General features: G+C 60.5%; 19 protein-coding genes. 11 read left to right on the forward strand and 8 right to left on the reverse strand.

Annotated features, from left to right (window positions below):
* Positions 1 to 356 (forward strand): hypothetical protein (locus tag WH299_RS22360; RefSeq protein ID WP_445262717.1); only part of this gene is annotated, 356 nt, incomplete at its 5' end.
* On the opposite strand, the gene WH299_RS22365 is transcribed toward WH299_RS22360, so the two are convergent.
* Positions 353 to 820 (reverse strand): TIGR02444 family protein, encoded by a 468-nt coding sequence (locus WH299_RS22365; RefSeq protein WP_123474814.1) that lies wholly within the window; start codon positions 818 to 820, stop codon positions 353 to 355. The two genes, WH299_RS22360 and WH299_RS22365, sit on opposite strands and share 4 nt — an antisense overlap.
* Before the next feature lie 50 nt (positions 821 to 870).
* Between WH299_RS22365 and WH299_RS22370 the strand changes: the two genes are divergently transcribed.
* The 3 genes from WH299_RS22370 (at position 871) to WH299_RS22380 (ending at position 4,074) form a co-directional block, all read left to right on the forward strand.
* A complete protein-coding gene (locus WH299_RS22370) occupies positions 871 to 2,781 on the forward strand; it encodes an ATP-binding cassette domain-containing protein (RefSeq protein WP_126569470.1) in 1,911 nt (636 codons plus the stop codon).
* Entirely contained in the window at positions 2,781 to 3,353 is a 573-nt protein-coding gene (locus WH299_RS22375; protein WP_028618427.1) for a mechanosensitive ion channel family protein, read from the forward strand. The genes WH299_RS22370 and WH299_RS22375 overlap by 1 nt, the downstream gene beginning before the upstream one ends.
* 88 nt (positions 3,354 to 3,441) lie before the next feature.
* Positions 3,442 to 4,074, forward strand: coding sequence for a LysE family transporter (locus tag WH299_RS22380; protein ID WP_028618426.1), 633 nt, complete (start codon positions 3,442 to 3,444; stop codon positions 4,072 to 4,074).
* 137 nt (positions 4,075 to 4,211) lie between these two features.
* Here WH299_RS22380 and WH299_RS22385 read toward each other — a convergent pair whose 3' ends face one another.
* The 4 genes from WH299_RS22385 to WH299_RS22400 are packed head-to-tail and all read right to left on the reverse strand — an operon-like array spanning position 4,212 to position 7,355.
* A complete protein-coding gene (locus WH299_RS22385; protein ID WP_339551322.1) occupies positions 4,212 to 4,952 on the reverse strand; it encodes a penicillin-binding protein activator LpoB in 741 nt (246 codons plus the stop codon).
* Between the two features lie 3 nt (positions 4,953 to 4,955).
* Positions 4,956 to 5,543: a penicillin-binding protein activator LpoB gene (gene lpoB / locus WH299_RS22390; protein WP_028618424.1), complete on the reverse strand. Its 588-nt coding sequence runs from the start codon at positions 5,541 to 5,543 to the stop codon at positions 4,956 to 4,958.
* A gap of 35 nt (positions 5,544 to 5,578) precedes the next feature.
* Positions 5,579 to 5,950, reverse strand: a complete 372-nt coding sequence (locus WH299_RS22395) for a YcfL family protein (protein WP_339551324.1) — start codon at positions 5,948 to 5,950, stop codon at positions 5,579 to 5,581.
* A gap of 10 nt (positions 5,951 to 5,960) precedes the next feature.
* Positions 5,961 to 7,355: a COG3014 family protein gene (locus WH299_RS22400; protein ID WP_339551325.1), complete on the reverse strand. Its 1,395-nt coding sequence runs from the start codon at positions 7,353 to 7,355 to the stop codon at positions 5,961 to 5,963.
* 268 nt (positions 7,356 to 7,623) lie between these two features.
* Between WH299_RS22400 and WH299_RS22405 the strand changes: the two genes are divergently transcribed.
* Positions 7,624 to 9,519 (forward strand): FTR1 family protein, encoded by a 1,896-nt coding sequence (locus WH299_RS22405; protein ID WP_339551326.1) that lies wholly within the window; start codon positions 7,624 to 7,626, stop codon positions 9,517 to 9,519.
* Between the two features lies 1 nt (position 9,520).
* A complete protein-coding gene (locus WH299_RS22410; RefSeq protein ID WP_028618420.1) occupies positions 9,521 to 9,976 on the forward strand; it encodes a YaiI/YqxD family protein in 456 nt (151 codons plus the stop codon).
* Positions 9,977 to 10,012: 36 nt separating this feature from the next.
* On the opposite strand, the gene elbB is transcribed toward WH299_RS22410, so the two are convergent.
* On the reverse strand, positions 10,013 to 10,678 hold the full coding sequence (gene elbB, locus WH299_RS22415) for an isoprenoid biosynthesis glyoxalase ElbB (RefSeq protein ID WP_028618419.1): 666 nt from the start codon (positions 10,676 to 10,678) through the stop codon (positions 10,013 to 10,015).
* Between the two features lie 116 nt (positions 10,679 to 10,794).
* Between elbB and WH299_RS22420 the strand changes: the two genes are divergently transcribed.
* Positions 10,795 to 12,030, forward strand: coding sequence for a sterol desaturase family protein (locus WH299_RS22420; protein WP_122686937.1), 1,236 nt, complete (start codon positions 10,795 to 10,797; stop codon positions 12,028 to 12,030).
* Here WH299_RS22420 and WH299_RS22425 read toward each other — a convergent pair.
* Positions 12,011 to 12,646: a DedA family protein gene (locus tag WH299_RS22425; RefSeq protein WP_033897595.1), complete on the reverse strand. Its 636-nt coding sequence runs from the start codon at positions 12,644 to 12,646 to the stop codon at positions 12,011 to 12,013. The two genes, WH299_RS22420 and WH299_RS22425, sit on opposite strands and share 20 nt — an antisense overlap.
* 208 nt (positions 12,647 to 12,854) lie before the next feature.
* Here WH299_RS22425 and hemB point away from each other — a divergent pair, with 208 nt between their 5' ends.
* The gene (gene hemB / locus WH299_RS22430) at positions 12,855 to 13,868 is read left to right on the forward strand and encodes a porphobilinogen synthase (protein ID WP_068935457.1); all 1,014 of its coding nucleotides are present in this window, start codon (positions 12,855 to 12,857) and stop codon (positions 13,866 to 13,868) included.
* Positions 13,869 to 13,886: 18 nt separating this feature from the next.
* On the forward strand, positions 13,887 to 16,109 hold the full coding sequence (gene ppk1 / locus WH299_RS22435) for a polyphosphate kinase 1 (RefSeq protein WP_028618415.1): 2,223 nt from the start codon (positions 13,887 to 13,889) through the stop codon (positions 16,107 to 16,109).
* A gap of 136 nt (positions 16,110 to 16,245) precedes the next feature.
* Here ppk1 and ppx read toward each other — a convergent pair whose 3' ends face one another.
* Entirely contained in the window at positions 16,246 to 17,748 is a 1,503-nt protein-coding gene (gene ppx, locus WH299_RS22440; protein WP_164393856.1) for an exopolyphosphatase, read from the reverse strand.
* A gap of 444 nt (positions 17,749 to 18,192) precedes the next feature.
* On the opposite strand from ppx, the gene WH299_RS22445 reads away from it, so the two are divergent.
* Positions 18,193 to 18,846: a DUF1120 domain-containing protein gene (locus tag WH299_RS22445; RefSeq protein ID WP_339551350.1), complete on the forward strand. Its 654-nt coding sequence runs from the start codon at positions 18,193 to 18,195 to the stop codon at positions 18,844 to 18,846.
* A 115-nt stretch (positions 18,847 to 18,961) separates the two neighbouring features.
* Positions 18,962 to 19,678 carry a fimbria/pilus chaperone family protein gene (locus WH299_RS22450; protein ID WP_371923927.1) on the forward strand — a complete coding sequence of 239 codons (717 nt, stop codon included), beginning with the start codon at positions 18,962 to 18,964 and terminating at the stop codon, positions 19,676 to 19,678.
* The last annotated feature ends 7 nt before the right edge of the window (positions 19,679 to 19,685 follow it).

Consider the following 19,685-nt stretch of genomic DNA (forward strand, 5'->3'; position numbering starts at 1 on the left):
CCGCCAAGCCAGCTGCCAAAACTGCTGCTGCGAAACCAGCCGCTAAGCCAGCTGCTAAACCTGCTGCTGCAAAACCGGCCGCCAAGCCAGCCGCTAAACCTGCTGCTGCAAAACCGGCCGCCAAGCCAGCCGCTAAACCTGCTGCTGCGAAACCAGCCGCGAAGCCAGCTGCTAAACCTGCCGCTGCAAAACCCGCTGCGAAGCCAGCCGTTGCCAAGCCAGCTGCCGCAAAACCAGCACCGGCCAAGCCAGCAACGCCTGCTGCTGCCCCGGTAGCGTCCACCGCTCCAACTGCACCGGCCAGCAGCGCGACTGCACCGGTAGCGCCAAGCACCACTCCAACCAGCGCTTCCTAAGCGTTGGTGACCACGACGCGCAGCTGCTGCAGCGCGTCGTGGTCAAGGTTGGCGGCATCCTCAGCCGCCAGTCCTTCCAGCCAGTGCTGTTGATCTAGCGCCTTCCCTACAGGCCATGTTTGCGCCAACGCTTCCAGGCGCGCCAGCAACTGCCGTTCGGCGTCCAGCTCCAGGGCCTTGACTCGCTCACGCAACCCAGCCAAATCCTCATCCTGCTGCGCCATGGCGCGCCATTGTGTGCGCACCCGTCTTAACGGTTCGATCACGTCTGTCTGCCAAGGCCTGGCGATGTGCTTCAGCGCCTGTATGCGTTCGGCGGTTACTGTCACCGCACGCTGTTCCAGCCACGCGCCACACAGCAACAGGCACACGTCCGCACCTTGCGCCTGCAAACGCAGGCAAGCGGCTTCGCACCCTGGGCGGGCGTAAGTCGAGAGGGCAAAGCTCCACAGGTCAGCGCACATATTCACACCCAAGCCAGCGGCCAACGAAGCTGGTAGACTCCGCCGCCATTATGATCCGACTTCAAAGCCTAACATTACAGCGTGGCCCGCAACGTCTTCTCGAAGACGCCGAGCTGACCCTGCACGCCGGTCACAAAGCCGGCCTGATCGGTGCCAACGGCGCCGGCAAATCCACGTTGTTCGCCCTGTTGCTGGGTGAGCTGACCCCGGATTCCGGGGACTGCTTGCTGCCGGCCGACTGGCGCATCGCCCATATGCGCCAGGAGATCGACACCCTGGACCGTATCGCGATCGACTACGTGCTCGATGGCGACCTGCGCCTGCGCCAGGTGCAACACGACCTGGCTGAGGCCGAGAAAGCCCAGGACGGCGCCGCCCAGGCCCGCCTGCACTCGGAACTCGACAGTGCCGACGGGTACACCGCCGACGCCCGCGCCCGCAAAATGCTCGCCGGCCTTGGCTTTACCAACGAACAGATGGACCGCCCGGTTGCTGACTTCTCCGGCGGCTGGCGCATGCGCCTTAACCTAGCCCAGGCCTTGATGTGCCCCTCGGACCTGTTGCTGCTCGACGAACCGACCAACCACTTGGACCTCGATGCGATCCTGTGGCTGGAAGACTTCCTCAAAAGTTACCAGGGCACCTTGCTGCTGATTTCCCACGACCGGGATTTCCTTGACGCCGTGGTCGACAACATCGCCCACGTCGAACAGAAGAAAATCACCCTCTACCGTGGCGGCTACACCGCGTTCGAACGTGCGCGTGCCGAACGCTTGGCCCAGCAGCAACAAGCGTTCGAGAAGCAACAGGCGCAGCGTGCGCATATGGAAAGCTACATCGCCCGCTTCAAGGCCCAGGCCACCAAGGCCCGCCAGGCCCAAAGCCGGATCAAGGCCCTGGAGCGCATGGAGGAGTTGTCGGCGGCCCATGTCGATTCGCCGTTCGACTTCGTGTTCCGCGAATCGGTGAAGATCTCCAGCCCGTTGCTGGATCTTTCCGATGCGCGCCTGGGTTACGGCGACAAAACCATCCTGGAAAAAGTGAAGCTGCAGCTCACGCCGGGTGCGCGCATCGGTTTGCTTGGCCCCAACGGCGCGGGTAAGTCGACGCTGATCAAGAACCTGTCCGGTGAGCTTTCGCCCCTGTCCGGCCGACTGACCCGAGGCGAGAACACGGTGGTGGGCTACTTCGCCCAGCATCAGCTGGACTCTCTCGATTCCAAGGCCAGCCCGTTGCTGCACCTGCAGCGCCTGGCGCCGACCGAGCGCGAGCAGACCCTGCGCGACTTCCTCGGCGGTTTCGACTTCCGTGGCGCGCGCATCGACGAGCCGGTGCTGAACTTCTCCGGCGGCGAAAAAGCCCGCCTGGCCCTGGCATTGATCGCCTGGGACCGTCCGAACCTGCTGCTGCTCGACGAACCGACCAACCACCTGGACTTGGAAATGCGCCTGGCGCTGACCATGGCACTGCAGGAGTTCAGCGGCGCGGTACTGGTAGTGTCTCACGATCGCCATTTGCTCAAAAGCACCACGGATAACTTCCTGCTGGTGGCGGACGGCAAAGTCGAGGAGTTCGACGGCGACTTGGACGACTACGCGCGCTGGCTGACGGACTACCGCCTGCGCAACGCGCCGGTCAGCAACACCCCGGTCAACCCGGACAAGACCGACAAAAAGGCCCAGCGCCAAGCCGCCGCCGCGTTGCGTCAGCAACTGGCGCCGCACAAGCGTGAGGCTGACAAGCTGGAAGCCGAGTTGGGCAAGGTGCATGAGCGCCTGGCCAAGATCGAAGCCAGCCTGGGCGACAGCGCCGTCTACGAGGCCGCCCGCAAGGATGAGTTGCGCGACCTGCTGGCCGAACAGGCCAAGCTCAAGGTGCGTGAAGGGCAATTGGAGGAGACCTGGATGGAAGCCCTCGAATTGCTCGAAACCCTGCAAGCGGAGCTGGAGGCGCTGTCCTGATGGAAGCGTTGCAGTTGCCGATACCGACGCAGTGGGTCGAGCCCGTGTGGGTTGGCGTGCAAATCCTGCTGATCCTGCTGGCGGGTTACCTTGCCCAGCGTTTTGTCGCCAAAGGCCTGACCCGGCTGGGTGAGCGTTACCCGTTCCCGCCGCAGCTGCTGATGCCGCTGCGCGGTGGTCTGCGCTGGCTGATCATGGGCAGTGCGCTGATCTTTGTGTTGGGGCGCCTGGGTGTGTCCGCCACGGTGTTGTGGACGGCGTTGTCGGGGTTTGTCGCGGTTGCCGCCGTGGCGTTCTTCGCCATGTGGTCGGTACTGTCCAACCTGCTGTGCGCCATTCTGATCTTCACCGTCGGGCCGTTTCGCTTGGGCGATATCGTCGAGTTGGTGGATACCGTCGACAAACCGGGGGTAAAGGGGCGGGTCGTGGCGATCAACCTGCTCTACACCACGCTGGTCGAAGTGGCAGAGGCCGGTACCGACAGCGCAATGGTCCAAGTGCCCAACAGCCTGTTCTTTCAGCGCTCGGTGCGGCGTTGGCCCGGCACTCACGTGTTTCCGGGCGACCGCTAGTATTCACATCTTGTAAAAATCTATAGCCAGCCTTTGGTCGGCGGAGTTAGCTTAAGGCACAACAGCAAACTCCCTCTTGAGGTGTGCAATGGCACTTGATACGTGGCTGGCCTTTTTCCTGGCCAGTTGGATCATCTCCCTTTCCCCCGGCGCCGGCGCCATCGCTTCGATGTCCAGCGGCCTGCAATACGGCTTCCTGCGCGGCTACTGGAACGCCATCGGTCTGCAACTGGGGCTGGCGATGCAAATTGCCGTCGTCGCCTGCGGCCTGGGTGCCATCCTGGCGACATCTTCCACCGCGTTCTATGCGATCAAATGGTTTGGCGTGGCGTACCTGGTGTACCTGGCCATCAAGCAATGGCGCGCCTTGCCCATGGACATGACCGATGATGCCGCTGTGCGCCCGATCGGTAAGCCGATGGCGATGATGTTCCGTGGTTTTCTGGTCAATGCCAGCAACCCCAAGGCTTTGGTGTTCATGCTGGCGGTGCTGCCACAGTTCGTGAACCCGCAGGCGCCGCTGCTGATCCAGTACCTGATCTTGGGTGCAACGATGATCTGCGTCGACATGGTGGTGATGGCGGGGTATACGGGGTTGGCGTCGAAAGTGTTGCGCCTGTTGCGCACGCCTAAGCAGCAGAAACGTATGAACCGTACGTTTGCCGGGTTGTTTGTCGGCGCTGCCGGCTTTCTCGCCAGCCTGCACCGCGCAACAGCTTAACTGCAAAAACCGGATCACAAATGTGGGAGCTGGCTTGCCTGCGATGCAAGCGCCGCGGTTTAACTGATGCGCCGCGGTGATGCTATCGCAGGCAAGCCAGCTCCCACATTGGTTTGTGTTGCTTGTGAAATCGGGGTTCAACGCAGGATTTTGGGTGCTTCGTCCCTTGGCAGGTTGTTGCGCAGCGCCGGCTTGTCCGGGTCTTGATACCCGCCCCCCAATTGCTCCGCCAACTGCCGCGCCACATCCTCACCCAGTGCTTTCGACACGTCTTTCACCACGCGCGGCCGGTTCAGGCTCACGCGTATGTCACGGCTGTTCACCAGCTTGGTGTCCTGGCCTTCACCCATGGCGGTGAACGCCGAGGTGATCTCGTAGGTGCGCGTATTGATCAGGCTGAAATCCGCCACCAACGTCAGGCCCAGTACGGCCGAGTAGCTGTTGGTGTGGTCCAGGGCGTTGATGTCCTGGGTGAAGTCGATGTCCGACAGGGTGCCGAACAGTACATAGTCGGCGCCCTTGAAGTTACCGGCCTTGATGCGCTTGATCACGTCGTAGACGTCACCCTTGGCATCGGCGGTGTAGGGCGTGCCCTGTACCAGCTGGAACTGACGCGACTTGAGGATCTCGCCCTTGATGTCACCGCTGAATTTGCGCAGCTCGGTCTGTTCGATATAACTGGTACGGCTTTCGTACTCGCTGTAGTTCGACGCACCGCTGGCGTGGTAGCTGCTTGCCTGGAAGTTGTTGCTGGCCGATACCTGGTGGATGTATTCCTCGACCCGCGCCTCGTAGGCCAGGTCGGTCACCGCGATCTTCGGGGCGGCCGAGGCGCCAAAGGCGCACAGCAGGCCGATCATGCCGATCCATGCACGCATTGCTTAGCGCTCCGTGGTCTTGCGAATTTCTTTTTCGTCCATCCATTCGGCCAGGCCGCTCTCGACGTCCACCAGTTGCAGGCTGAATTTGTAGAACACGTCCTTGTAGTCCGAGCTGCGTTTGACGATGGAGCTGATGGAGCCTTCCAGGCGGTACTTGGCGGCGACCATGTTGCCGGTCTTGCTGACGGTCGACTTCTTGTACAGGCCGCTCTGGTTCTGCAGCTTGAGCTGGTCGACCTGGCTCTGCATGTCGGTGTTGTCGCTGGCGAAGCGGGCGGTGCCGGTCTTCATCAACTGGGTCTTGATCGACGTGGTGATCTCGCGAGTGTCGATGTACTCGCTGGTCTTGTTCTTCACGTCATACACCTGCACCACCGGGCGACCCTGCAAGATGCCGGATTGGGCGAGGGAGCGGGTCATGCTTTCGGCGATCATCTGCAGGTCGGTGGAGCCGAATTCGTTGGTGACTGTTTCTACGGCTTTGGTGTCGCCGTAGCTGATGTTCTTGCTGCCCAGTACGGGCGAGGTGTTGGAACAGCCGCTGGCCAGCAGGGCAACGACAGCGAGCATCGAGAAGCGTGCAAACATGGGGAATTCTCTCTGAAACGTAAAAGGGGAACGGCTCAAGGCGTCTTCACTTCAAGACGGAAGTCCGCCGCCTGGGGCAGGTTGGCAATGGCCGGCAGGAAGGTCGCCTGGTTGGCGTATAGGCTCAGCACTTTCCAGGTTTCTTCTTCGCCTACCGGGAAGCCGTCGGCGCCCAGCCAGGCGAAGCGGTAATACATCGTCTGGTTGCTGCTGGTGATATTGCTCAACTGCACCTTGGCGGTGAGGAAGCCGTTCTCGCGCGCAACGCGGATGGCGCCGACGGCGATACCCTTGAATTTGCCCATCACCACGATTTTGCTTGCGGCGCTGCCAGGCTCCGGGGGGGGCGGGGTGGCGCAGCCGGCCAGCAGGACCAGCGCCAAGGCGCCGAGGATAAAATGACGCATAGCGTGCTCCTTAAGGTTGTTTGAAGGCGATGGCCTGGTTGGCGGTGCTCGGCACTACATGAGCGGCCAGGCCACCGGCGAATACCTGGTTACCCACCACGCGCAGCGTGATCACCTGGTAACGCTGGTCAGCCTTGACCGTCACCAACGTGCCGCCCAGGGCGTTGGGCAGGCTGACCTGATGCTCGCCGTGCTTGAGGCGCAGGCGCGTCACCTGGGTCATGTCCGGCAGGGTGCGCCAGGTGCGGGTGTCGGCACCTTCGGTGACCGCCGAGGCGATACCCAGCACCAGGCCCGCCATGGGGTTGGTCTTGTTCAGGTTGTTTTGCGCCACGCCACGGCTGACCGCACGCACCGTGGTTCGCAGGATGATCCCCGGCATGTCATCGCGCAGGGCACGGCGGGACATGGCCGTAGTGCTGTTGAGTGCCGTGAGGTTCCGTTGCTGGCCGTCGACGCCGATCTGGGCGAAGGTCGCGGTGGACGTGTCGGCCTTGATCACCGGGAACGACAGCGGGGTGATCACCAGATTGCCGTTGATCGGGATCGGAATCGGCAGGCGAATCGAATCGCGGGCCGGCGCCAGACCGCTCTGCACCACGATCAGCACGTCGGTTTCATCGGCACCGACCTTGGATTTGTCCAAGTCCAGCAAGGCCTGTTCAAGTAATGGTGTATTGGGGCGCAACTCAGCCGCCTTACGGTAACCGGGGGCCGCCAGATCTTTTTCGCCCAGGGCTTCGTAGACGAAACCGGCCAGGTAATGGCTGAACGCACTCTGGTAACTGTTCTTCAGACCGACCACTTCCGGCGCGTCGAGGGCTGCTACCGGATAGCCGCGCAGGTCTTTCATCTGGGTGGTCACGCCTTCACGCTCGGCTTCGTCCTCGCGCTTGAGGTATTCCTTATCCCGCAGGTCCGCGATCACCGCTTCGCGTTCGTGGGTCTTCTTGATCTCGGTGCGCGCGCCATCGAAGTCGTTCAAGGCCAGCAGGTTCAGGGCCATCTGCGTGGTCAGCATGACCTTCTCGTAGTCATAGCCTTCGTAGCGCCGCACCTTGTCGTTGGCGATGAAACTGCCGAACTGGGCCAGGTATTTGGCGCTGTCGAACTTGACCGCCTCTTCCCATTTGTAGACCTGCAAATCAGCACTGCGCCACGCGGTCTGACTCCCCGTCAAATCACCCTTGGCCCGCAGCAACTCACCCTTCTCGAAGAAATAGAGCAAGTCTTTGTCTTCGCCGCTGTTGTTCTTCTCCAACAGCGTCAACGCCGCGTCGACATTCCCGGTGGCCAACTGCTGATTGGTAGCCTGCAACTCGGTGTCATAGCTGCGGAACATCGAACAGCCCGACAACAACGTTACCGCCGAGAGCGCAAGCAAAGGTAAAGCGCGAAATGCCATGCAGCCTTCTTCCCTGAAAGTAATAACCGATGTGGTAATTCCTCATAAAAACGAGGAACGAAATTCCCTTTCGCACTAACAGGGCGCGGCATTATAAGCACCATTACTGGCAAAACAATGGCTATTTGCCCGACGAAGTCGCCCAATGCGCCACCAGTCCGCTTCTAAAAATGCCTCGCTTTTACCAACGACAAATCACTTTCGCCTTGAGTCAAACCCCTTAAGCCCTAACAATGTGTTACTTCGTATTTCCATTTGAGATTCGTTCATGACTGCCCCCTTCCGTTTTCTCGCCTGGCTGATGCTGCCGGCGTTGATGTCGTGCAGCTTCAACCTGCTGGCTGCGACTGCCGAGGGCGCCCCACAAGCCCTGCATTTGCTGGACTACATTGGCGCTGACTATCCTCCGACGGTGGAAGCGGGCAAGGTTATCGATGAATCCGAATACCGCGAACAGGTGGAGTTTCTCGGGGTGTTGCAAGGGCTGGTGGCAGAGTTGCCTCAGCGCCCGGAGCGCGCGGCGTTGATCAAAGGTGTCGATGAACTGTTAGCGGCTGTAACTGCCCATCAGGACGGCGCAACGGTTGCTCGGCAAGCCCGCCAATTGGGCGCCCAACTGGCCGTGGCCTATGAAGTCAGCCAGGCCCCGGCGATCACGCCTGATCCAACGCGAGGTGCGCCGCTCTACGCCCAGCATTGCTCGGTGTGCCACGGCACCGCGGGCGCCGGTGATGGCCCGGCCAGCGTCGGTATGACGCCACCACCGGCCAATCTGCGCGACCCTGTGCGCCTGGACCGCTTGAGCCTCTATGCGATCTACAACACTCTTGGCCTGGGCGTCGAAGGCACCGATATGCCGTCCTTCGCTGATCAACTCGACGACCGTCAGCGCTGGGACCTGGCCACCTACATCGCCGGCTTCACCGCCGACCCGGCCGCCGCGAAAAGCGAGCAACCGTTCAACCTCGCCGACCTGGCGCGCCAGACTCCGAACGAAGTCCTGGCCGCCAACGGTGTAGCTGCCGCCACGACATTCCGCGCCCAGCGTGCGCAACCGCCGCAGGTCAAGCGTGGCCCGGCGCAGCTACTCGACTACACCGCCACCACCCTGGACAAGAGCCTGGCCGCGTTCCGCAACGGAGACCACGAACAGGCCTACGACCTGTCGGTAGCCGCCTACCTGGAAGGCTTCGAGCTGGTGGAAAGCTCTTTGGATAACGTCGACGCCAACGTGCGCAAGGACACCGAGAAGGCGCTGATGGCCTACCGGCAGTCGTTGCAGGACGGTTTGCAGGTCGAGCAGGTGCAGCAGCGCCTGGATGTGGCCAAAGGCAAACTCACCGAATCCGCCGGCCTGCTGGGCAGCGATGGCCTGAGTTGGTCGCTGAGCTACATCTCGGGCCTGCTGATCCTGCTGCGTGAAGGCCTGGAAGCCATCCTGGTGCTCGCCGCGATCCTCGCGTTCCTGCGCAACACCGGCCAGCAGTCGGCGGTGCGTAGCGTCAACGTGGGCTGGGGCCTGGCGCTGTTGGCGGGTCTCGCCACCTGGGCGTTGGCCGCGTATGTGATTGACGTGAGCGGCGCCCAGCGTGAATTGCTTGAAGGCTGCACGGCGCTGTTTGCCAGTGTGATGGTGCTGTGGCTCGGCGTGTGGATGCACGACCGCCGCCACGCGGCCGCCTGGCAGGACTACATCAAGAGCAGCCTGGTAGGCGGCGGTGGGCGTTTCGGCTTTGCGATGCTGGCGTTTTTCTCGGTGTACCGCGAGCTGTTCGAGGTGATCCTGTTTTACGAAACCCTGTGGCTGCAAGCCGGCCCGGCTGGACACAACGCCGTGCTGGCGGGCGGTGCGACGGCGCTGGTGCTGCTGGTGGGCCTGGCGTGGGTGATTCTGCGCGGTTCGGCCAAGCTGCCGCTGGCGCTGTTCTTCGGTATCAATGCGGCGTTGCTGTGTGCGCTGTCGGTGGTGTTCGCCGGGCATGGCGTGAAGGCGTTGCAGGAAGCCGGCATCTTCGGTACGCGGCCGGTGGCGTTCTTTGACTTCGACTGGTTGGGCATCCACGCCGATGCGTACTCGCTGAGTGCGCAGGCTGTGGCGATCCTGGCGATTGTGGTGCTGTATGGTCGCAGTCGGTTGGCCGAGAAACGCCGAGTGGCGGCCTGACATGCGCGTGTGGATCGATGCCGACGCCTGCCCTCGGGCAGCCAAGGACCAGGTAGTGAAGTTCGCCCTCAAGCGTCAGTTCGAGGTGGTGCTGGTGGCCGGGCAAAGCCAGATCAAGCCGAGCTTTGCGTGTGTGAAGCTGATTGTGGTGCCCAGCGGTCCGGACGCGGCGGATGACTACCTCGTAGAGCACGCGCTGCCTGGTGAGTTGGTGATCTGCAGCGACGTGCCCTTGGCCGACCGCCTGGTGAAAAAGGGCGTCACCGCCCTCGATCCACGGGGCAAGGAGTTCAGCCCGGCGAACATGAGCGAACGCCTGGCAGTGCGTAACCTGTTCACGGATCTGCGTGAACAGGGCCAGATGGGTGGGGGGCCACCGCCTCACGGTGAAAAAGAAAAGCAGGCGTTTGCCAATGCTCTGGACCGAATCCTCACGCGCCTGATGCGCCAACCCTGACCTGTGGCGAGGGAGATTCCTCGCCAGCATCGGTGATCAGTCGTTTTCGTGGGTGAGTTCCAACACCCGGTCCACCAGCTTGTTGATCCCCGAAGCGACCTCGCTGATGCTCTTGCCAAGCATATAGGCCGGCGTGCTCACCAGTTTGCGCGCCTTGTCCTCGACGATATCTTCCACCGTGCACTCTTGGTGGGTAGCGCCCATCTTGTCCAGCGCGGCGGCGGTGTCGGCGCAGTTACCGATGGTGCAGGTCACGCCCGGGCCATAGATCTTCGCCGCCAGGGCCGGTGAGATGCAGATCAGCCCCACCGGCTTGCCCGCTTCGGCAAAGGCCTCGGCCAGCTCCAGCACCTGTGGGTTGACGCTGCAGCCTGCGCCTTCCACGGCAAAGTTCGACAGATTCTTCGCCGCGCCAAACCCGCCGGGCACGATCAGCGCATCAAAATCTTCGGCATTGGCTTCGCGGATGTCTTTCACATCACCGCGGGCAATTCGGGCCGACTCCACCAGTACGTTGCGTGACTCGGGCATTTCTTCGCCGGTCAGGTGGTTGATGACATGCAGTTGCGCGATGTTGGGGGCAAAACATTGGACCTGAGCGCCGCGCTGGTCCAGGCGCAGCAAGGTGATCACGCTTTCGTGGATCTCTGCGCCGTCGTACACGCCGCAGCCGGAAAGGATCACTGCAATCTTTTTGCTCATGGGCATTTCTCCTGGGGTCTTGGCGTTAAATGTCTACTAATTTGTCATCTGTTGCCAATGGGATCTCGTGTCGCTGCACCTAATCTTGATGTAACAAAATTAGACCGGACTAGACCATGGACTTCGTGCCTTACGCGGTACCGTTTTTCATCGCCTTGATCGTGGTAGAGCTGCTTGCTGACCGCTGGCGCGGCGAGCGTAACTACCGGGTGGCGGATGCCATCAACAGCCTCAGCACCGGCGTGCTGTCCACCACCACAGGGCTGTTGACCAAGGGTGTAGGGATTTTGACCTACGCGTTCGCCCTCAAACATCTTGCATTGATTGATCTCCCGGCCCAAAGCGTCTGGACCTGGGTATTCGCCTTTGTGTTCTACGACTTCTGCTACTACTGGCTGCATCGCATGGGCCATGAACGCAACATCCTGTGGGCCGCGCACTCGGTGCATCACCAGAGTGAGGACTACAACCTCAGCACCGCCCTGCGCCAGACCAGCACCGGCTTCCTGCTGAGCTGGATCTTCTACCTACCTCTGGCCGTACTCGGCGTGCCATTGGTGGTGTTTATCAGCGTGGCATCGCTCAATTTGCTCTATCAATTCTGGGTGCACACCCGGCATGTGCCCAAGCTCGGCTGGTATGAATGGTTTTTCGTCACGCCGTCCAATCATCGGGCCCACCATGCACAGAACGCTCTCTACATGGATCGCAACTACGGCGGGGTGTTCATTATTTGGGACCGGCTGTTCGGCACCTTCCAGGAAGAGGACGACAATGAACCGGTGATTTTCGGCGTGACAACGCCGTTGGCCAGCTGGAATCCGCTGTGGGCCAACCTGCAGTTTTATGCGCAGTTGTGGAGCGATGCGCGACGTACAGAGCGCTGGTGGGACAAGTTGCGCATCTGGTTCATGCGCACCGGTTGGCGCCCGGCCGACGTGAAGGCCAAGTACCCGCTGGCCAAGCATGACCTGACCCAGTTCCGTAAATTCGAAGTGCCGCTGGATGGTCGCCAGCAGGTCTACATCGCCCTGCAATTCGCGGCGTATGTGGGTTTTGGCAGCTATTTGATGAATTTCGGCGAAGGCTTGCCCACGGCGGCGCTGATCCTGGGTTGGAGTGCCATGGCGCTGGGGTTGTTTACCTTGGGTGTGGCTCTGGAGAATCGCCCGTGGGCGCTGAAGGCCGAGCTTTCGCGGCTGGTGCTGAATGTGCCGCTGATCTGGCTGGCGCCGTTGGTTGGGCTATGGCCCGCCAGCAACCTGGGCTGGCTGGGCCTGCTGAGCTACAGCCTGCTCAGCGTGATCGGCCTCTACTGCTGCAGAAGCCGGTTTACTCGACTGGTGTCTTAGGCGTTTCGACCGGGACCGGCTCGGCCGCGAGCCGGGCCTTGGCCTCGGCGCAGGCCTCGCGGGCGATGCGTGCATTCTTGATGCGGCGACGCAGCCACAGGCCGAAGCCCAGTAGCAGTAGCGCGCCCAACACCCACAGCTCGTACTTCTTGATGCTGCCCAGCATACCTTCCAGCACCGCGCCGAAGTGATAGGCCGCAGCACCCAGGGCCAACGCCCAGATCGCGGCACCAATGCCGTTGAGGATCAAGTAGCGCAGAGGTGGGTAGCCGGACAGGCCGATCGCCACCGGCATGACCGTGCGCAGCCCGTAGACGAAGCGGAAGCTCAGCACCCAGATATCCGGGTGCTTGCGGATATGCTCCAGGGCCTTGTCCCCCATCAATTGCCAGCGCGGCTTGCGCGCCAACAACTTGCGACCGTGTTTGCGGCCCATGTAATACCAAAGCTGGTCGCCGGCGTAGCTGCCGAAAAAGGCAACTACCACCACCAGGTTGATATCCATGTAGCCACGGAACGCCAGGAAGCCTGCGAGAACCAGAATGGTCTCGCCTTCAAAGAAGGTGCCCAGGAAGAGCGCAAAGTAGCCGAAGTCATGCAGAAATTGTTGAAGCATGGTCTGGGGTGCTGGCGAAATGAACGCGCAGCCTACGCCTTCACGAAGATTCATGAAAGTATCGAGATGTGTCACGAAGTGAACAATTCCTACGTAAATGACGAATGCGGCTACAGGTCGCATGCTTAAGCACAACTGTCATACCTTCGTCATAATGGCCGCTTATAACTGCAACGCTCGCCCGTGAACCCGGGCTCAGGAGTCTGTCGTGAGCTTTACCCCTGCCAATCGTCTGTTCCCCGCCACCCGTCTGCGTCGCAATCGTCGTGATGATTTCTCTCGCCGCCTGGTGCGTGAAAACGTGCTCACGACCAACGATCTGATCCTGCCGGTGTTTGTGCTGGACGGGGAAAATCGTCGGGAAGCGGTGGCTTCGATGCCGGGAGTGGAGCGTTTGACCATTGATCTGCTGCTTGAAGAAGCCGCCGGTTGGGTCGAGCTGGGGATTCCGGCGTTGGCGCTGTTCCCCGTCACGCCGTCTGAACTCAAGTCCCTGGATGCTGCCGAAGCCTGGAACCCTCAAGGGATCGCCCAGCGCGCCACCCGCGCCCTGCGCGAGCGTTTCCCGGAGCTTGGGGTGATCACCGACGTGGCGTTGGACCCGTTTACCACCCACGGCCAGGATGGCATTCTGGACGAAGACGGCTATGTTCAGAACGACATCACCGTCGATGCACTGGTCAAGCAAGCCTTGTCCCACGCTGCCGCTGGCGCCCAGGTGGTTGCGCCGTCAGACATGATGGACGGCCGCATCCAGGCGATTCGCGAAGCCCTGGAGCTGGCCGGTCACGTCAATGTGCGGATCATGGCCTACTCGGCCAAGTACGCCAGCGCCTATTACGGGCCGTTCCGCGATGCGGTGGGCTCGGCGTTGAACCTGGGCAAGGCCAACAAGGCTTCGTACCAGATGGACCCGGCCAACAGCCATGAAGCCCTGCACGAAGTGGCGGCCGACCTGGCCGAAGGCGCTGACATGGTGATGGTCAAGCCGGGGATGCCGTACCTGGACATCCTTTACCGGGTCAAAGAAGAATTCAAAGTGCCGACGTTTGTCTACCAGGTCAGCGGCGAGTACGCGATGCACATGGCTGCAATACAGAATGGATGGCTGAGTGAAGGGGTGATCCTAGAATCCCTGACAGCCTTTAAACGCGCCGGGGCTGATGGCATTCTGACCTACTTCGCCGCCCGCGCCGCCCAATTGCTTAGAGAGCAACAATAGCCCTCACAGGAACATTCAATGAATACCGAAGGACTCTCAGAAGTTGCCGTAAAAGACGCTCACCCGGTGGTTGAACAAGTCACCGAGACCCCGCCGGAACATGAGCCTGCGGCGCCTGCCGTGGTGGCCGAGCCGCCCGTGCCGGCCCCGGTGGCGGCGGTGACCAACCTGGATGACAGCAGCCTGTACATCCACCGCGAGCTGTCACAACTGCAATTCAACATCCGCGTGCTGGAGCAGGCGCTGGATGAGTCCTACCCGCTGCTGGAGCGGCTGAAGTTCCTGCTGATTTTCTCCAGCAACCTGGACGAGTTCTTCGAGATCCGCGTCGCCGGCCTCAAGAAGCAAATCACCTTCGCTCGTGAACAAGCCGGCGCCGACGGCCTGCAGCCGCATCAGGCCCTGGCGCGCATCAGCGAGCTGGTGCACGGCCATGTAGACCGCCAATACGCGATCCTCAACGACATCCTGTTGCCGGAACTGGAGAAACATCAGGTCCGCTTCATCCGTCGCCGTCACTGGACCACCAAGATCAAGACCTGGGTGCGTCGTTACTTCCGTGATGAGATCTCGCCAATCATCACCCCGATCGGCCTTGACCCGACGCACCCGTTCCCGTTGCTGGTGAACAAGAGCCTCAACTTCATCGTCGAGCTGGAAGGTATCGACGCCTTCGGTCGCGATTCCGGCCTTGCCATTATCCCGGCCCCGCGCCTGTTGCCACGCATCATCAAGGTACCTGAAGAGGTGGGGGGGGCTGGCGATAACTATGTATTCCTCTCGTCGATGATCCACGCCCACGCCGATGACCTGTTCCAGGGCATGAAGGTAAAAGGTTGCTACCAGTTCCGCCTGACCCGTAACGCCGACCTGGCGCTGGACTCCGAAGACGTCGAAGACTTGGCCCGTGCCCTGCGCGGCGAGTTGTTCTCGCGGCGCTACGGCGATGCGGTGCGCCTGGAAGTGGCCGACACCTGCCCGAAACACCTGTCGGACTACCTGCTCAAGCAGTTCAACCTGGCCGAATCCGAGCTGTATCAGGTCAACGGCCCGGTCAACCTGACGCGCCTGTTCAGCATCACCGGCCTGGACAGCCATCCGGAGTTGCAATACACGCCGTTCACGCCGCAGATCCCGAAACTGCTGCAAAACAGCGAGAACATTTTCAGCGTGGTGAGCAAGCAGGACATCCTGCTGTTGCACCCGTTTGAGTCCTTCACCCCGGTGGTCGACCTGCTGCGCCAGGCTGCCAAGGACCCGCATGTATTGGCGGTACGCCAGACCCTGTACCGTTCTGGCGCCAACTCGGAAATCGTCGACGCCTTGGTCGACGCCGCGCGTAACGGCAAGGAAGTCACGGCGGTGATCGAACTGCGTGCGCGTTTTGACGAAGAATCCAACCTGCAACTGGCCAGCCGTCTGCAAGCGGCCGGTGCAGTGGTGATCTACGGTGTGGTCGGCTTCAAGACCCACGCCAAGATGATGCTGATCCTGCGCCGCGAGGCCGGTGAAATCGTGCGTTACGCCCACTTGGGTACCGGTAACTACCACGCCGGCAATGCCAAGCTCTACACCGACTACAGTCTGCTGACCTCCGACGATGCCTTGTGTGAAGACGTCGGCAAGTTGTTCAGCCAGCTGATCGGCATGGGCAAGACCTTGCGCATGAAGAAGCTGCTGCACGCGCCGTTCACCCTGAAAAAGGGCATGCTCGACATGATTGCCCGCGAAACCCAGTTTGCCCTCGACGGCAAACCGGCGCACATCATCGCCAAGTTCAACTCGCTGACTGATCCGAAGATCATCCGTGCGCTGTACAAGGCCAGCCAGTCCGGTGTGCGTATCGACCTGGTGGTGCGCGGCATGTGCTGCCTGCGTCCAGGCATTGTCGGGGTGTCGCATAACATCCATGTGCGCTCGATCATCGGCCGCTTCCTGGAACACACGCGGGTGTTCTACTTCCTCAACGGCGGCGAAGAGCAGATGTTCCTCTCCAGTGCCGACTGGATGGAGCGCAACCTCGATAAGCGGGTAGAAACGTGCTTCCCGGTGGAAGGCAAGAAGCTGATCATGCGGGTCAAGAAGGAGCTGGAAAGCTACCTGACCGACAACACCCACAGCTGGAGCCTGCAGTCGGACGGCCGCTACGTGCGCAACACGCCGACCGGCAACCAGAACCCGCGCAGTGCGCAGGCAACGCTGTTGGAGAAGCTGGGCAGCCCGATTTTGACGGTTAATTAAAAACCGACGCGGTCTGAAAATGTGGGAGGGGGCTTGCCCCCGATGACGGTGTCAGTCAACAGATTCATTGACTGGTCCACCGCCATCGGGGGCAAGCCCCCTCCCACATTTATTTTGCAGAGTTCTTCAGGTCAGGTTAGCGCAGGTTCAGACTGAACCCCACCCGCGTCAACCACTCGGCTTCCTGGGCAAAATCCGCCTGGGTCAGCTGGTTTTCATCCAGCCAGCCTTTCGGGAACACCACATCCAGGCTGTCGCCGTCGGCGCGCAGGGTCACCTGGGGCATTTCCTGGGTACCACGGATGTGGTGGAACAGGATCGCAAAGCGCAGCAACACACACAGGCGGATCAGCTTGATGCCTTCGTCACCGAATTCAGCGAATTTGTCCTTGGGGATGTTACGGCGATGGCCGCGCACCAGCAGGGCGAGCATTTGCTGGTCTTCGCGGGAAAAACCGGCCAGGTCCGAGTGTTCGATCAGGTAGGCGCCGTGCTTGTGGTAATGATAGTGGGCGATGTCCAGGCCCACTTCATGCACCTTGGCGGCCCAGCCCAGCAACTCGCGCCAGACGCCGTCTTCCAGGTCCCAGTCCTCGGCCACCTGGTCGAAGGCGTGCAGGGCTTTGCGCTCCACACGGGCGGCTTGTTTCAGGTCGACGTGGTAACGCTCCATCAACGAGGTGAGCGTGCGCTCACGCACGTCTTCATGGTGGTGGCGGCCTAATAGGTCGTAGAGCACGCCTTCACGCAGTGCGCCATCGCAGTGGTCCATGCGTTGCAGCTCAAGGGCGTCGAAGATCGCTTCGAGAATCGCCAGGCCGGCCGGGAAGATGGTGCGACGATCGGGCTTGATACCGTCGAAGTCGATTTTCTCGGCGTCCCCCAACTTGAACAGCTTACGCTTGAGCCATGCCAAGCCTTCGGCATTTACTTCGCCAGTGCCGTGGCCGCCGGCTTTCAGGGCCAGGCCGATGGCGCGGATGGTGCCGGACGAGCCGATGGCTTCATCCCAGGTCAGGCGGTGCAGGGCGTGCTCGATGCTCATGATCTCCAGCCGCGCCGCCGTATAGGCCTGGGCGTAGCGCGCCGGGGTGATCTTGCCGTCCTTGAAGTAACGTTGGGTGTAGCTGACGCAACCCATCTGCAGGCTTTCGCGCAACAAGGGCTCGAATCTTTGCCCAATGATGAATTCGGTACTGCCGCCGCCGATGTCGGCGACCAGGCGTTTGCCGGGGGTGTCGGCCAGGGTGTGGGACACGCCTAGATAGATCAGGCGCGCTTCTTCACGACCGGAGATGACTTCGACGGGATGCCCAAGGATCTCCTCGGCGCGGCGTATGAATTCGCCACGGTTGCGGGCTTCGCGCAACGCGTTGGTGCCGACGATTCGCACGGCACCCAGGGGCATGCCGTTGATCAACTGGGCAAATCGCTTCAGGCAATCGAGCCCACGCTGCATGGACTCTTCATTGAGCTGGCGCTCGTCGTCGATGCCGGCAGCCAGTTGTACTTTCTCGCCGAGCCGCTCAAGGATGCGGATTTCGCCGTTCTGGGCCTTGGCCACGACCATGTGAAAGCTGTTGGAGCCCAGGTCGATGGCGGCGATCAGGGACAGATTCTTGGCTTGGGATTGCGGCATGGTAAGGGGGTCTCGGTCGATAACCCAGCCATCGTGCCACGATCGACCTTTGGTGCCAACGCGTACGGCTTCGGTAATTTTCCTGCGGGTGTCTATGAGGAATTCTTGTGGGATATGTAGGGAGGTTTTCTAAGTTGAAAGAAAAGTGGTGATTGTCTTTGTAGGAGTTATTAACGATTGATTGTAGTTGTGGTGTTTACGACTTTGCCTACAACGTGGAGATTAATAGCTTGTCGGAATTGACTTTAAACCTACTCGGCACTTAGGTTCGGCCCACTTTTTATTTTTACGCCTCCCACAAATATTGACGTGTTCTCTGATTCATTAATTAGGTGCCAACGCTACAGACTGTCATCCGGCAATTTTGCCGTGGTGTTATTTATTTATGGTCAGAGTTTTCGGCTGTCGTAAATGCACCTACTCATTACAGATGACAGGTTGAATATGAAAAAAATGCTTGGTGTGACAGTGGGTGCTCTTTGCTTGGCCGCAAGTATTGGGGCCCACGCAGCTGATGTTGCTGAACTGATTGTACGAGGGACTATCAAACCGGTGGCTTGCAACCTTAGCCTCGCCGGTAGCGGCATCGTCGATTACCAGACAATTCCCGCCTCAAGCCTGTCACCGACGAATTTCACTCCTCTTGCCGCGAAAACGGTGAGCTTGAACATCAGTTGCGGCCAATCGCCGGCGCAGTTTCGAGTGGCGCTAAGCGACCTGAAATCCGCCAGCAAGGTGGCAGGCATCCTCGGTGCCGGGTTCACCGAGGCGCAGAACTACGGCCTGGGACTCACCAATAGCAACAAGCGTACCGGTGGGTACTCCGTTACTCTCAAAAACCTGCAATCGTCCAGCGGGGCCCTGAACCCTATCATGCGCACCAGCCAGGGGGCGGCCTGGCAGAACAGTGACGGTAAAGTCGCCCAATCGCCTGCCCAGTATTCGTGGCGTAGCGGTGCCACTGCGGTACCTGCATCCATCACCAGTCTTACAGGCACGCTTGAAGTGAAAGCCGTTATCAACCGCACGAACGATTTGGACCTGACCCGTGATGTAACGCTGGATGGTCGCACCAGTCTGTCAGTGGATTACATCTAAGTACGTCATTAATGGCCGACATGAACGCAAAGATACTTACCTCTCTCTGTTAAGTGTCGGCTGTTTTGATGTGTGCGTTTGTTGGTGTTCGACTTTATGGTTGCGGGGAAAATCGGTGAATGCTCTATCAATAATCCTGAAGTCGTTGTTGCGCTATATAAGCTTGTGCCTTTTTTTGTGTGGTATGGCAGTAGCGGACGGAATGCAGCCGGAAACAACCGTTGTCATTCTGAATGAGGAAGAGGGTGAGGCGACACTTAACGTTAAAAATACGGACCCTGGCCCTGCGTTACTTCATTCGGTCATACAAAACATACCGGAAGACCTGGAACCTTTGTTGATCGTGACGCCCCCGATTACTCGGGTCGAAGCGGGTGACACTCAACTGGTGCGCTTCATCAGTACTACGAAGATACCGCTCAAGACCCAGCGCCTGAAACGGGTTTCATTTGAAGGTATCCCCGAGGCACGTGCTCCCGGCGGTGCGACCATTGGTATCACTCTGCGCCAAAGCCTGCCATTGATCCTGCACCCTAAGGGCTTGCCCAGGCATGATGCGCCCTGGCAGTTGCTGACCTGGAAGCGTGAAGGGGATCAGCTGAAGGTCCACAACAACAGCGCCTACGTCGTACGCCTGGGGATGGAAGTACAACTGCACCCGCAGGCAAGCTTTGCAACGTTGCCACGAACCTACATCCTACCTGGCGAAGTGCTGACGCTCGAGTCGGCAGGCCCAGTGGCGGGAGTGGCGTCCGTGGAGATTCATCCGGCCACGGTCTATGGGTTTACGGTGGACAATTACCGCGCGCCCGTTACGGCTGATGCGGATTGACGGGCCT

Origin of the sequence: Pseudomonas sp. MYb541, assembly GCF_037479595.1 — a bacterium.
GTDB classification, from domain to species: domain Bacteria; phylum Pseudomonadota; class Gammaproteobacteria; order Pseudomonadales; family Pseudomonadaceae; genus Aquipseudomonas; species Aquipseudomonas canadensis.